Genomic DNA, 13,372 nt, shown 5'->3' on the forward strand with positions numbered 1-13,372 from the left:
TGCGGCTGAACGCGCAACGGGTGCCGCCGCGCACCGCAGGGCTGCCGCTCGCCGATAGCGCCGGGCCATGTCCGGTGCTGGCGCGATGTCGCCCTTCGGCACTCTGGCTGCGAACTGCCGCTCAGCCCAAAGCGGCAGTCTGTGTCAGGTACCAACCGTCGGATTTTCACTGCTAGACCAGATCTGGAGTCGCGACTTGGACCGCCGCCGTTAAGTTCGGATTCAGTCTTTCTTGGTAAATTCCCGTTAGCACTTTCCGATCAGTCGCGACGGCATCATGCCCCCGCCGTCGACAATGTCTTGCGTACGGGTTCCCAATGCGTTTGTCGGCTGCGCCAGCAATCCTCCTCACCTGCCTTGTTCTCTCGGGCTGCTTCTCCAGTTCCGGCCCTGAAACCGTTCTTTCGCCGCGGCCGTCGCGAGAAACGACGAGTTCGGTCGCGCCGCCCGCCGCCCCGGTGGTCTCCGTGCCAGGCCCGGTTCCGTCCGGCGACGTCGGCATGGCCGAGGCACCAGGCGAGCCGCCGCAGGAGCTCGCCTGGACCGGCCAGGTGCCGCAGCCGCAGGCTTTCACGTCCATGGAAAGCGATGCCGGCATGCCCGTTCCGATGGATCGACCGGTCGCCATGGTCGTCCCGGACAATCCGGCGATGGACGAAGCGCCGCGAACCCGTTCGCGCGTCTACGGCCATCGCTTCCGCGACGCCAAGCCGATCAATTTCGGCAAGCGGTCACCGCGCAAGCTCGCCGTGCACGGCGTCGACGTTTCACGCTGGCAGGGCAATATCGACTGGGAGAAGCTGAGGACCCAGGGTGCCAACTTCGCCTATATCAAGGCGACCGACGGCGGCGACCATCTCGACCCGATGTTCAAGAAGAACTGGCGCCGGGCCGAGCAGGCCGGCCTGAAGCGGGGCGCCTACCACTTCTTCTACTGGTGCCGGACGGCCGGCGAACAGGCCGACTGGTTCATCCGCAACGTACCGCGCGAGGCCAACGCCCTGCCGCCGGTCATTGACGTCGAATACAATGGCGAATCGAGTTGCAAGCGACGCCTCTCGGCGGCGCGGGTGCGGGAGAAGATGCAGGTCTTCATGGACAAGCTGGAGCGGCATTACGGCCAGCGCCCGGTCATCTACACCGCGCCGGACTTCTACCGCGACAATCTCCAGGGCGCCTTCCCCAACCATCCGTTCTGGCTGCGTTCGGTCGCCGCCCATCCGTCGAAGGTCTATCCAGGCCGCAAATGGTTGTTCTGGCAATATTCCGGCTCCGGCCTGTCACACGGCGTCGACGGCCGCATCGACCTCAACGTCTTCCACGGCAGCGAGGCGGAATGGCACAACTGGGCGTCGAGAAGCGCGACCTGACGGTCGGCTCAGCATATTCAGGGATGCTGCACGCCCTTGCGGTTGAGGGTGATCGCATAGACGCTGGTCGTCGCCGTTATGAACAGCTGGTGCCTGGCGCGGCCGCCGAAGCAGATATTCGAGACCCGCTCCGGCACCAGGATCTTGCCCATCAGATGTCCGTCCGGGGCGATGCAATGCACGCCGTCGCCGGCCGATGACCAGAGATTGCCGTCGCTGTCGACGCGAATGCCGTCGGCGGCGCCGGGCGCGATGGTGTGGAACACCTCGCCGCCCGTAAGCGCGCCATCGGTGCCGACATCGAAGGCGCGGATGTGCTGCGGGTCAGAGGAGAACATGCGCCCGGTGTCGGCCACGAAGAGACGGCTCTCGTCCGGGCTGAAGGCGAGGCCGTTCGGGCAGTTGAAATCCGTCAGGACCGCTTCGATCGAACCGGAGGGGCGGACCCGGTAGACCTGGCAGGGCAGCTCCTGCTCGGCCCGGAACCCCTCGTAGTCGGTCATGATGCCGTAATGCGGATCGGTGAACCAGATCGAGCCGTCGGAAGTCACCACCACGTCGTTGGGCGAATTCAACCGCTTACCCTGGTAGCCGTCGGCGATGACCGTGATCGATCCGTCGAGCTCGGTCCGCGTGACGCGCCGAGCGCCATGCTCGCAGCTCACCAGTCGCCCTTCGCGGTCGCGCGTATGACCGTTGGCATAGTTCGAGGGGCTTCGGAACGTCGAGATGCCGACGCCCGGCAGCCAGCGCAGGATGCGGTTGTTGGGAATGTCGGAGAAAAGCAGGCAGCCGGCATCGCCGAACCAGACCGGACCTTCGACCCAGTCGAAGCCGGTCGCGATCTGCTTGAGGGGCGCATTGCCCATGACGAATGACTTGAAGCCGGCGTCGACCGCCTCGAAGAACGACATCCCGATTTTCCCTCCCCATTTCATCGATCGACGAGCGGCGCCGTGGCGCCGCTCGATCGGCCGCAGATTGCCCCGCCATCGCGACGACGGCAAGCGTCGTCAGGAAAAGGCGATCTGCGCCTTCATCGCCTGGCTGCGGTCGCTCGCCAGCTCGAAGGCGGCAACCGCCTCGGCAAGCGGCACCGTATGGGTGATCAGCGGCTTGACATCGATCAGCCCCTTCTGCATCAGCCCGACGCCGGTCGCGAACTCCTCGTGGAAGCGGAAGGAGCCGCGCAGTTCGAGTTCCTTGGCGGTGATCGCCATCATCGGCAGGCTCATGTCGCCGCCGAGGCCGAGTTGGATGATGATGCCGCGCGGGCGCAGCGCGGCGATGCCGGCGGCAAGCGCCGGCGCGGCACCCGAGCACTCGTAGAGAACGTCGAAGCTGCCCTTGTCGGCGCCATAGGGGATGAGCGCATCCGGCTCGCTTTTCATGTTGATGACCCGGTCGGCGCCGACCTTTCTGGCGAGCGCCAGGGTGAAGTCGGAAAGATCGGTCGCGACGATCTCGGCCGCACCGGCACGGCGCGCCGCCAGGATCGAAAGCACCCCGATCGGGCCGCAGCCGGTGACGAGAACCCGCTTGCCGAGCATTTCGCCCGCCCGGCGCGTCGCATGCAGCGTGACCGCCAGCGGTTCGCCGAGCGCCGCCTCGCCGGGCGTCAGGCCATCGGCCGGCACGCATTGGATGGCATCGGCGATAAGCACCTCGCGGAAGGCGCCCTGGATATGCGGAAAGGGCATGGCGCTGCCGTAGAAGCGCATGTTGAGGCACTGGTTGTGCAGCCCTTCCTGGCAATAGCGGCAGGTTCGGCATGGCCGCGATGGCGACACGGCGACGAGTTGGCCAGGCGTCAGCCCCTCGACGCCGGCTCCGAGCGCTTCCACATAGGCCGAGACCTCGTGGCCGAGGATCATCGGTTCGCGCAGGCGCACCGTGCCGAAGCCGCCGTGATTGTAATAATGCAGGTCGCTGCCGCAGACGCCGCCGACGGCGAGGCGAAGCCGGACTTCGCCGGCGCCCGGTGCTTCGACTTCCCGCTCCTCGATGCGCAAATCCTTTGCGCCGTGAACAACAATGGCTTTCATCCCAGCCTCCTTAAAGAACGGGCGTCAGCAACGACTTGCCGGCAAAATGCGCGGCGAGATTGTCCCGCACCAGTTGGCCCATGGCCTTGCGCGTCTCGATCGTGCCCGAGGCATGGTGCGGCTGAAGCAGCACATTGTCGAGGGCAAGAAAGCGCGGATTGAGCGACGGCTCGCCTTCGAAGACGTCGAGCGCCGCGGAACCCAAGGTCTTGTTCTCGAGCGCTTCGAGCAGTGCCTCCTCGTCGATGTTGGAGGCACGGGAAATGTTGACCAGCATGCCCTCGGCGCCGAGCGCCGCGATCACCTGGCGGCCGACGATATGGCGCGTGGCGGCAGAAGCGGCGAGCGTGACGAAGAGGAAGTCCGACCGTTCGGCAAGCGCCACCGGATCGGCGATATATTCCCATTCGGATGCATAGGGTTTCGCCTCGACGTCGGAATAGGCAATATCCAGGTCGAAGCCCTTGAGGCGCTTGGCGACCTCGTAGCCGATCCGCCCAAGTCCAAGCACGCCGGCGCGCCGGCCCCAGACACGCCGCTTCAGCGGATAGAGGCCCTTGGCGGCCCAGCTGCCGTCCTTCACCCAGCTTTCCGCACCGATCATGCCGCGCGACAGGCAGAGCATCATCGCCACGCCGAGATCGGCAACGTCGTTGGTCAGCACGTCGGGTGTGTTGGTGACGCGGATGCCGCGTTCGCGGCAGGCGGCAAGGTCGACCGCATCGAAGCCGACGCCATAGACGGAGATGACTTCGAGCCCCGGGCAGGCCTGGATCATCGCGCGGGCTGCGCCGAGTTCGCCGCGCGTGGCAATTCCTTTGACGCTCGGCCCGACCTCGGCGAGGAAACGCGCCTTGTCGGCGGCATCGAAGTAGCGGTGTACCGTGAATGCCTCGTTCAAAGGCACCTCGTCCCAATCAGGATAGGGTCCGACCTGGAGTATATGCGGCTTGGTCAATTCAGAAACTCCGTCCCTTGACATTGAATGTTATCGATAACATAAACAGATCAACCCTAATTGTCGAGATGAAATGCGGGAGGAAAAATGGCCCTCGAACTGTTCGATCTCAAAGGCCGGCGCGCGCTCGTCACCGGCTCATCGCAGGGCATCGGCCTTGCGCTCGCCCGCGGCCTCGCCGATGCCGGGGCGGAAGTCGTCCTGAACGGGCGGGATGAGGCAAAGCTCGCCGACGCGGCCGGACGCATCCCCGACGCGAAAAAACTCGCCTTCGACGCCACTGACCATGAGGCGGTGCGGAGCGCCGTCGACGGCTTCGAGGCGGAAGTCGGGCCGATCGACATCCTCGTCAACAATGCCGGCATGCAGCACCGCACGCCGCTCGAGGATTTCCCCGCCGATGCCTTCGAGAAGCTGCTCAGGACCAACATATCGACGGTCTTCAACGTCGGCCAGGCGGTGGCGCGGCACATGATCAAGCGCCGCGCCGGCAAGATCATCAACATCGCCAGCGTCCAGACGGCGCTCGCCCGCCCGAGCATCGCCCCCTACACCGCCACCAAGGGCGCGGTCGGCAATCTCACCAAGGGCATGGCGACCGACTGGGCGAAATACGGCCTGCAGTGCAACGCCATTGCGCCGGGCTATTTCGACACGCCGCTCAACGCCGCTTTGGTCGCCGACCCGGATTTCTCGGCCTGGCTCGAAAGGCGCACCCCCGCCGGCCGCTGGGGCAAGGTTGAAGAACTGGTCGGCGCCTGCATCTTCCTCGCCTCGGACGCTTCCTCTTTCGTGAACGGACACGTGCTCTATGTCGACGGCGGCATCACCGCATCCCTCTGATACCCCCCGGCGCATGGTGCTGATGGGCGTTGCCGGGTGCGGCAAGTCCTCGGTCGGCGCCGCCCTCGCCGCGCGGCTCGGCGCCGTCTATCGCGACGGCGACGACCTGCATCCGGCGGAAAACATCGCCAAGATGAGCAAGGGCATCCCCTTGGAAGACGCCGACCGCTGGCCATGGCTGACCCGCGTCGGCGAGGCGCTTGCAGCCGGCACCGGGCCGACGATCATCGGCTGCTCGGCGCTGAAACGCGCCTACCGCCAGCACATCGAACGCATGGCCGGCGGGCCCGTCACCTTCATCCATCTCGCCGGCACCGTCGAGGTCATCGAGAAGCGCATGAAGGAGCGGCAGGGCCATTTCATGCCGCCGGCGCTGCTTGCCAGCCAGTTCGCGGCGCTCGAGCCGCCGGGACCGGACGAAAATGCCATCAGCGTCGACATCGACCAGCCGCTCGATGCGGTCGTCGAGGTGATCGCTGCCCAACTAGGAGGACTGCGAGAATGACGAACAGGGTTGCATTGATCGGTGCCGGAGCCATGGGGGGCGCCATCGGCACGAGGCTCATCGAAACCGGCAATGTGCTGACGGTCTTCGACCTCGACCGGGCCAAGGTCCAGGAGCTGGTCGACAAGGGGGCAAGAGCGGCGGCGAGCGCGGCGGAAGCGGCGGCGGCACCCGACACCGTCATCCTCAGCCTCAATTCGGCAAGGATCGTCCATATCGCCGTCTTCGGCGAGGCGGGCGTCGCCAAGGGCGCCAAACCAGGAACCCTCATCATCGACATGTCCTCGATCGATCCGGAAGCCACCAAGGCCTTAGCACGGGAAGCCGCTGAAAACGGCCTGCGCTGGGTCGACAGCCCGCTTTCAGGCGGCGCTCCGAAGGCGCTCGTCGGCCAGTTGACGCTGATGGCCGGCGGCAGGGAAGAGGACGTGGCGGACGCCTATCAGGTGCTGAAGCATGTCGCCTCGAACTACACGCATATGGGGCCGTCCGGCGCCGGGCAGACGACCAAGCTGATCAACCAGGTGCTCTGCGGGCTGAATTTCCTTGCCGTCGCCGAGGCGACGCAGTTGGCGCTCGACGCCGGCGTCGACGCGGCGAAGGTCCCGCAGGCCTTGAAGGGCGGGCGGGCCGACAGCGCCATCCTGCAGGAATATATGCCGCGCTTCGTGGCCAGGGATTATCGGCGCACCGGCCGGATCGACAACATGGTCAAGGATCTGAACGGCGCGCAGGACCTTGCCCGCCGCACCAATACCGCGATGCCGCTGACCGCGACCTGCGCAGAAGTGCACCGGATGCTGACGGCCGCCGGCCTCGGCGGCGAGGACCAGGCGGCACTGATGGAATATTTCAGGGGACCCAACAAGGAGATTGCCGAATGATCACCCGCTACGCGCTGTTCGAGGGAAAGGTGAAGGAGGGTGAGACCGAGGCCTTCCGGGCCGCGGTCCTCGACAACATCCTGCCGAAGTGGAAGGCCTTTCCCGGGGCGCTCGACGTGCGCGTCACCTTCGCGGATGCCCGCGACGAGGGGGCGCCGGAGATACCGATGATCCTGGCGATCAACTATCCGGATCTCGACACGGTCGAGAAGGCGCTGGCAAGCCCGGCGCGCGCCGCGGCGAAAGCAGCAACCGAAGAGGTGCTGGCGCGCTTCTTCGAAGGACGCATCCATCACCACGTCACCCAGGCGAACGAATACCGCCTTTGAGCGGCTGGGGCGGCATCACGCCAGGTGCCGCTCCGTGCTTTCCTTCCCAGTTGCAGCGTTGATCTCGGGACACACCGATCAGCGCCAGACGAGGACGGCGGCGGCTCTGCACTATGCTTTCAGAAGAAGTGAGGGCGCAGCGGTCCCACACGTCACTTCACAGTGACGACGACCTTCCCCTTTGCACGACCCGTTTCGACATAGTCCAGTGCCTCGTTGGTTTTCTCGAACGGGAAGACCCGGTCCAGCACGGGGCGTATGGCACCCGCCTCGATCAGCGAGGTGATCTTTGCGAGCTGGCCGCCGTTCGCTGTCATGAAGAGAAACGAATAGCTGATCTTTCGGCGATTCGATTTTCTCCTGATGCCCAGGCTCAGCAGGCGCATCACCTGTCGTAGCAGCCAGCCGGAGCCGTTCTGCCTCGCGAAGTCCGGATCGGGCGGACCGGAAATCGAGATCAGCTTCCCGCCCGGCTTCAGCACATGAAGCGATTTCTCCAGCGTATCCCTCCCGAGGCTGTTCAGCACGACGTCATAGCCCTGCAGCACCTTCTCGAAGTCGTCGTGCTTGTAATCGACCACCACGTCTGCGCCGAGGCTCTTCGCAAGAGCGATATTTGCTGTGCTCGTCGTCGTGGCCACATAGGCCCCGAGATGCTTGGCGAGCTGGATCGCCATCGTTCCCACGCCGCCGGAGCCGGCATGGATCAGGACCTTCTGTCCCTTCTGCACGTTGGCCCGCTCGACGAGCGCCTGCCATGCCGTCAGGGCGACAAGCGGAACGGATGCGGCCTCTTCCATGGTCAGATTGGTGGGCTTCATGGCTACATCGGCCGCGTCGATGGCGATATACTCCGCGAATGTGCCGATGCGATCCTGTGCCGGACGTGCATAGACCGCGTCACCGGGCTTGAATTGCCGGACTTTGGCTCCAACCCGGACCACGACGCCCGCTACATCGTTGCCCAGCACCAGTGGTAGGCGGTAAGGCAGGATGAGCTTGAACTCTCCGTCCCTGAGCTTGTTGTCCAAGGGGTTCACGCCGGCGGCATGCACCTCGACCATGACGTCGTTCTCACGCAGCGCCGGCAGGGGAGTTTCCCCGAGCCGCAGAGCGCCGCCTTTCGCATAGCGATCGACCAGGAATGATTTCATCAGGCTAACTTTCGTTTCTATGGTGAGCCAGCGGCGCGGCGATGAACACTCAATCGGGAAGTCTGTTGAACTTCCGAAGGTTCCTGTCGACAAAAGATTCGGGTAGGAAGCGGCGCAGGAGGCGGACCTGTCCTGCCGCTTTTCCGGCGGTATAGCGTCGCTTCGGCGACGCGGCATTGGCGGCCCTTAAGACGGCTTCGGCGACCAGCTCGGGTGGATCGCCTTTCGCAACGATCTCGCGCATCAGCCTTTCCGCGTCGGCGCGAACCGTATCGTAGACGGCAAGCGGCCGGTCCGGTCGCGTGATGTTTTCTTCGAAGGATGTGCGGGTGACGCCGGGCTCGACAAGCACGACCCGGATGCCCTGCGTCCGCACCTCGTGGTCGAGAGATTCCGAATAGCCTTCGACAGCGTGCTTGGTCGATGCGTAGAGTGCATTGAACGGGGCGGGGATCAGCCCGAGTATGGAACTGAGGTTGACGATCCGGCCCCGACGCTGCCGCCGCATCACGGGCAGGACCGCATTCGTCATCCGTATGGGGCCGAAGACGTTGACGTCGAATACGGCCTTCGCTTGGTCCGTCGTGGATTCCTCGGCGCCGCCAAGCAGCCCGATGCCGGCATTGTTGACGAGAAGATCGATCCGCCCTGCGCGGTTCAGAACCGCGTCGACGGCGCTCTCTACGGATGCATCGTCGGTCACGTCGCAGATCAGCATCGTGATCCCATCGGATGTATCGGGCATCGGCTTCCGGCTGGTGCCGAAGACACGGTAGCCATCGCGCCGCAACGCTTGTGCCGTCACCAGCCCGATGCCGGAGGAAGCCCCGGTAACCAGGGCAATGCCGCGTTCTGTCTTGCTCATCGCTTTCGCTTTCATTTCGTCATGGAATATCGATGGCCGATCAGTTACTATCAATTCAATATCAAGTCACTACTAAAAAGATATCGACATGAAGAAAATTTCGAACCAACCCTGCCTGATCGCCCGCAGCCTCGCGCTCGTGGGCGACGCATGGAGCATGCTGATCATGCGCGACGCCCATGCGGGGCTGACCCGCTTCGATGATTTTCGCAAGAGCCTCGGCATCGCGCCGACGATGCTGACGGGGCGGCTTTCGGCCCTGACCGAGGAAGGACTGCTGGAGAAACGCCGCTATTCCGACCGTCCGCCACGGGACGAATATGTGCTGACGGAAGCCGGCCGCGACTTTCTGCCGGTTCTGTTTGCGATCGGCGCCTGGGGACGCAAGCACCGCGGCGGAGGCAAGGTGACACGATTCTTCGACGCCGAGACCGGAACGGAGATCGATCCGGTCACCATCGACCGCACGACCGGCGCCCCGGTCGGAACACGTCCCATTCGTATCGCCGCCCCCGACTGAGCTCCTACGGCAGGTCAAGCGGCGACTGCCAAGGCCTAGTGAAACTCGCTTCCAGCGCAAAGTTGCCCGTTCTTGAACCTAGAGTGGGATGCGGACGGAATACCAGGTGCAGGAGAGGCTTGCATTCCGTCGACAATCCGGGTGTACTTGCATTGGTAACGATAACATGGATGCCGATGCACAATTTCCGCAAGCCCCCGACGATGGCCGATGTGGCGCGGCGAACCGGCGTTTCGCCGATGACTGTGTCGCGCGCTTTCAAGCGTGACAGTTCCGTCAGCCAGGAGACCCGCGAGGCGGTGCTGCGTGCTGCCGAGGAACTCGGCTATGTCTTCGACAGCACCGCATCCAATCTCCGCTCTCAGCGCACCGACTTCATCGCGGTAACCATACCCTCGATCAACAATGCCAACTTCGCCGATACGGTGCGGGCGCTTTCGGACCGCGTCTCGGAAAGGGGCCTGCAGATCCTGCTCGGCTACACGAACTACGATGTCGCGGAAGAGGAGCGACTGATCGAGCAGCTTCTGCGGCGCAAGCCCGAAGCGATCGTGGTGACCGGCGGCAAGCACACGCCGCGGGCTCGAAAGCTGCTGTCGAATGCCGGCATCCCGGTCATCGAAACCTGGGACTTGCCCGAGGAGCCTATCGGCCATGTCGTCGGCTTCTCGAACGCCCTCGCCGTCCGCGAGATGGTGGATCATTTCGTCAGCGTCGGCTACCGCAAAATCGCCTTCATCGGCGGTGACGCCGACCGCGATACGCGCGGCACCGATCGCCGGGCGGGCTTCATCGCCGCCATGAAGGATCACGGGCTGGATGCGCCCCGCCTGATCGCCGCCGGGCCGCCGCCTATCTCGATGCGCGAGGGGGCGAATGCAATGGGGCAATTGCTCGAGCGCTTCCCGGACACGGAAGCGGTCATCTGCGTCTCCGACCTTTCCGCCTTCGGGGCGCTCACCGAATGCCAGCGGCGCGGCATCGCCGTACCCGACAGGATGGCCATCGGCGGCTTCGGCGATTACGAGATCGGCGCAATCTCCGTGCCGAGTCTGACGACGATCAACGCCTTTGCCAGGGAGATCGGCGCGAAAACGGCGGACCTGATCCTCGACGTGCTCGACGGCAAGCTCGACCGGCCGGGCCGAGTGACGATCCGGCCCGATCTGATCCTGCGCCAGACCAGCCGGTAGGGCTCTGGCAGACTCGGATGCAAAGGCCGTGACTCGGCATCGGAATCACGAATGTCTCGCCCTGACCTACTACAACACCGCGGAGCGCAACTGGGGCGCGCGGCGCGGCTAGGCCGTGTACTCATAAACGATAGCTACCCGATGTCGGCTTTCGGCATAACCGCCGAGTTTGACCAGTCCTCCGCGTATGTCGGCAGCGCGGGACATTGCTGCCGTTTGCATGCGCGACGCTTAGTTCTTAGCCAACATGGGTAAGATCAGACCCCACTGTGTTTTCTGAGGTGGTCCAAACGGCTCGAAACCCAGCTTCTTGTAGACGGCTATCGCCCGTGCATTGTCTGGATGCGGATCAGTCGCGATCACAGGTACCCCCTCATCAAAGAGAGGCCTGCATTCTCATGCTTATAAATGCTGATCCATGCCCAACACCGACCATTTCGGGGTCTCCGATGTATTGGTCAATTCCCCGCGAGCCTTTGGGAAGATAGGCAAAATGGTGATCTTCCCACCCGTGAACTGTGTAGTCCTGCATGAACGCAAATGGGCGTTCGGCGTTTGAAACAATCCAGCGCGCTACCCGAGGATCAGCCAAGTCCGCTTCATCGTATGGCTCATCTGAATCCCACCATTCACGGACATGCGGGTTCGATTGCCATCCCATGAGTATATCGAGATCATCCAGCGTCACCTTGCGAAACCTGTATTGGTTGGTTGTCATCATTCGAACAGTTTAGCAGATTGCCCGCTGGTAGGTATGGGCTCGGAGCTGTCATCCGCCTTCAAGTATCTTGAGGCGAAGCGGACATTGAACTTCGGTGTTCCTACGGCCATATCTCGCCGGGCGCGTGCGATTGCGCGAACGTCACCTACTCTCGAGCCATCCGCGCGCCGAGAATTCCCTTTGCCCCCGCTGCATCTGCTTCTGGCACTTCGCCGGAAGGGTTGCCTTTTAGATCCACCCGCGGTGCGCCCGCAACAATCGACGCCAGGTATTTGCCCGTCTTCGTGTGGGCGCGCAGTGCCCTTTCCAATTCTTCTTCAGACATTTCGTGCTGGCCGGCGCGTATGTCGCGGAGTATCCCTATCTTAAGAGGCTTTGGCTCGACGGCATTGAAGCTGCAGGCCATTTGGCCGACAGTTGGAAAAGTTCGGTGGGCGATTTCCGTGTTTCGCGGTCGGCATATTCCTCACCGGAGCTGGTGTCCTACAGATTGTGCCTTCCAAAAATACGGCTTGGCAATCACGCGCGTGCCAAGACTCTGAGGCGCCGGGACAATGCCTTGCCGCCGAAAACCTGCGCCTTCCCGTGGGCGATGGCTTCGTTCGAGCTATCCGCAAACTCAGGCCGGCGGCGGCCCCAGTATTTCAAGTCCAAACTCGGCTGCGATGGTCGCAATCTCGGCCAAGTCCTCGTCCCTCGGGCGACGCTCTGCAACCACCTTGAAGAAGCGTTCGAAGCCCGCGGGCAGGATGACAGTAAGGAGGCGGCCGGGGCCTGCGCCAATGTTCTTGAACGTGTGGACCTGATGGCGGGGCAGCAATGCGACGCCGCCCGGACCGACGTCGAGCACCTCATCGCCACGCCAGATCCGAAACGTCCCTTCGATAACGTAGGAGATCTCATCTTCCCTGCTGTGGCGGTGCAGCGGCGCGCCAACGGAAGGCGGCACAATCTCCTCGATCACCGCGGCATCAAGAAGCGTACCCCCCGCATCACCACGGACGATCACGGTCTCGCCGAACACCTCAAGTACCCGGTCCGCTTGAGCTTTGGGTGAATTCGGCTCCGCCATCCACTCCTCCTAAGTCTCTCGACTGTGGCGTGCGCTGGATTAGCCGCACGGCACTGCAGACCGCCAAGTCGCGATGGATTCGTCGGATCGCCGCAGACCAGCGTCTGCATAGCAGCATTGCACAAAAACGTTTCCATACGGATCAAAAAGCGATCAAGATGCCTGCGGTTGATGCACAGGCGGTTTTCCCTCCCAGCTCCGCAGCAACTGTTCCCCTCTGGAGGTTTATACCTTCAAACTCATCGGCCGCGGTTTTCCGACGGCCTTTTTTCTTCGCGGCTCGCTGCTCCGGCAGTTCCTATCACTACATTTGTGCGATTCTAAAAGCATAGAACGAGAACATCGGTCGTCAGCGAAATTCGCGGCCATGAGGCACAGCCGCCACCTAGCGGATCCCTTGTAACGCGATTTTTGGGACCTATATTGCAGTGCAATATCAATGATCCTGTCGGGCCGACATATCGATGGCCGCAGGCTCCCTTCAAGAGACAAGCGCGCGCTCCTGGCGCATTATCGAAGGAGTCATTCATGACAAATACTATAAGCAACCTGGACGTTGCCACGTACCGTGGCCGCGTCGATATCGGTTTCGCTGTCAAGCAATCTCGCGAGGCAATGGGATATAGCGTCGAGGACCTCTCCTTGACCTGCGGTCTCACTGGCGCCGAAATTACAAGGATTGAACTGGGTGCCGATGTCGACCCCGCCAGGCTCAGGCGCATCGCCGCTGCACTCCAAATGCCAACCTCCGCGTTCCGCCTGGCTTAACAATATCGGGCTCTCGCTTCCGTCCGACACACCCCCTTCAATAGTGCAAAGCCGCGAAATCCCGGCAGGTGACATCGAGGTAGCGCAGCCCGCGCGCGGCTACCTGCGGAACTCGCGCCTCACCGAGTTGTCTCAACGCCAGCGG

Annotated in this window: 15 protein-coding genes and 1 pseudogene; 8 read left to right on the forward strand and 8 right to left on the reverse strand. The window is 63.3% G+C overall.

Annotated elements, in window-relative coordinates:
- Positions 1 to 317: 317 nt before the first annotated feature.
- Positions 318 to 1,370 (forward strand): glycoside hydrolase family 25 protein, encoded by a 1,053-nt coding sequence (locus N181_RS02285; RefSeq protein WP_037402574.1) that lies wholly within the window; start codon positions 318 to 320, stop codon positions 1,368 to 1,370.
- Positions 1,371 to 1,387: 17 nt separating this feature from the next.
- Here the strand turns inward: N181_RS02285 and N181_RS02290 are convergent, their stop codons facing one another.
- The 3 genes from N181_RS02290 to N181_RS02300 all read right to left on the reverse strand — a co-directional run bounded on the left by N181_RS02290 (position 1,388) and on the right by N181_RS02300 (position 4,373).
- Positions 1,388 to 2,284 (reverse strand): SMP-30/gluconolactonase/LRE family protein, encoded by an 897-nt coding sequence (locus tag N181_RS02290; RefSeq protein WP_037436464.1) that lies wholly within the window; start codon positions 2,282 to 2,284, stop codon positions 1,388 to 1,390.
- Positions 2,285 to 2,383: 99 nt separating this feature from the next.
- Positions 2,384 to 3,415: an L-idonate 5-dehydrogenase gene (locus N181_RS02295; protein WP_037436467.1), complete on the reverse strand. Its 1,032-nt coding sequence runs from the start codon at positions 3,413 to 3,415 to the stop codon at positions 2,384 to 2,386.
- Positions 3,416 to 3,425: 10 nt separating this feature from the next.
- Positions 3,426 to 4,373 (reverse strand): 2-hydroxyacid dehydrogenase, encoded by a 948-nt coding sequence (locus N181_RS02300; RefSeq protein ID WP_037436469.1) that lies wholly within the window; start codon positions 4,371 to 4,373, stop codon positions 3,426 to 3,428.
- 87 nt (positions 4,374 to 4,460) lie between these two features.
- Here N181_RS02300 and N181_RS02305 point away from each other — a divergent pair, with 87 nt between their 5' ends.
- The 4 genes from N181_RS02305 to N181_RS02320 are packed head-to-tail and all read left to right on the forward strand — an operon-like array spanning position 4,461 to position 6,934.
- Positions 4,461 to 5,216: an SDR family oxidoreductase gene (locus N181_RS02305; RefSeq protein WP_060563220.1), complete on the forward strand. Its 756-nt coding sequence runs from the start codon at positions 4,461 to 4,463 to the stop codon at positions 5,214 to 5,216.
- The gene (locus N181_RS02310) at positions 5,185 to 5,721 is read left to right on the forward strand and encodes a gluconokinase (RefSeq protein ID WP_080577846.1); all 537 of its coding nucleotides are present in this window, start codon (positions 5,185 to 5,187) and stop codon (positions 5,719 to 5,721) included. The genes N181_RS02305 and N181_RS02310 overlap by 32 nt, the downstream gene beginning before the upstream one ends.
- Positions 5,718 to 6,605, forward strand: a complete 888-nt coding sequence (locus tag N181_RS02315) for an NAD(P)-dependent oxidoreductase (RefSeq protein ID WP_037436474.1) — start codon at positions 5,718 to 5,720, stop codon at positions 6,603 to 6,605. The genes N181_RS02310 and N181_RS02315 overlap by 4 nt, the downstream gene beginning before the upstream one ends.
- A complete protein-coding gene (locus tag N181_RS02320) occupies positions 6,602 to 6,934 on the forward strand; it encodes a hypothetical protein (protein WP_037402593.1) in 333 nt (110 codons plus the stop codon). Before N181_RS02315 ends, N181_RS02320 begins: the two co-directional genes overlap by 4 nt.
- A 152-nt stretch (positions 6,935 to 7,086) precedes the next feature.
- Here the strand turns inward: N181_RS02320 and N181_RS02325 are convergent, their stop codons facing one another.
- Together N181_RS02325 and N181_RS02330 are read right to left on the reverse strand one after the other, a co-directional pair.
- Entirely contained in the window at positions 7,087 to 8,088 is a 1,002-nt protein-coding gene (locus N181_RS02325; RefSeq protein WP_037436475.1) for an NADP-dependent oxidoreductase, read from the reverse strand.
- Between the two features lie 49 nt (positions 8,089 to 8,137).
- A complete protein-coding gene (locus N181_RS02330) occupies positions 8,138 to 8,953 on the reverse strand; it encodes an oxidoreductase (RefSeq protein WP_037436478.1) in 816 nt (271 codons plus the stop codon).
- Positions 8,954 to 9,041: 88 nt separating this feature from the next.
- On the opposite strand from N181_RS02330, the gene N181_RS02335 reads away from it, so the two are divergent.
- Together N181_RS02335 and N181_RS02340 are read left to right on the forward strand one after the other, a co-directional pair.
- Entirely contained in the window at positions 9,042 to 9,473 is a 432-nt protein-coding gene (locus tag N181_RS02335; protein ID WP_037402602.1) for a winged helix-turn-helix transcriptional regulator, read from the forward strand.
- 176 nt (positions 9,474 to 9,649) lie between these two features.
- Positions 9,650 to 10,666 carry a LacI family DNA-binding transcriptional regulator gene (locus N181_RS02340; RefSeq protein WP_037436483.1) on the forward strand — a complete coding sequence of 339 codons (1,017 nt, stop codon included), beginning with the start codon at positions 9,650 to 9,652 and terminating at the stop codon, positions 10,664 to 10,666.
- A 231-nt stretch (positions 10,667 to 10,897) separates the two neighbouring features.
- Here N181_RS02340 and N181_RS02345 read toward each other — a convergent pair.
- From N181_RS02345 to N181_RS02355, 3 genes and pseudogenes are all read right to left on the reverse strand, one after another.
- A pseudogene (locus N181_RS02345) lies at positions 10,898 to 11,387 on the reverse strand (GNAT family N-acetyltransferase).
- A 145-nt stretch (positions 11,388 to 11,532) separates the two neighbouring features.
- Positions 11,533 to 11,793 carry a ProQ/FINO family protein gene (locus tag N181_RS02350; protein WP_050994786.1) on the reverse strand — a complete coding sequence of 87 codons (261 nt, stop codon included), beginning with the start codon at positions 11,791 to 11,793 and terminating at the stop codon, positions 11,533 to 11,535.
- 213 nt (positions 11,794 to 12,006) lie between these two features.
- A complete protein-coding gene (locus N181_RS02355; protein ID WP_037436480.1) occupies positions 12,007 to 12,459 on the reverse strand; it encodes a cupin domain-containing protein in 453 nt (150 codons plus the stop codon).
- A gap of 528 nt (positions 12,460 to 12,987) precedes the next feature.
- On the opposite strand from N181_RS02355, the gene N181_RS02360 reads away from it, so the two are divergent.
- Positions 12,988 to 13,227, forward strand: coding sequence for a helix-turn-helix domain-containing protein (locus tag N181_RS02360; RefSeq protein ID WP_037436481.1), 240 nt, complete (start codon positions 12,988 to 12,990; stop codon positions 13,225 to 13,227).
- Positions 13,228 to 13,372 lie beyond the last annotated feature (145 nt).

It is taken from the genome of Sinorhizobium fredii USDA 205, from assembly GCF_001461695.1.
GTDB lineage: Bacteria > Pseudomonadota > Alphaproteobacteria > Rhizobiales > Rhizobiaceae > Sinorhizobium > Sinorhizobium fredii.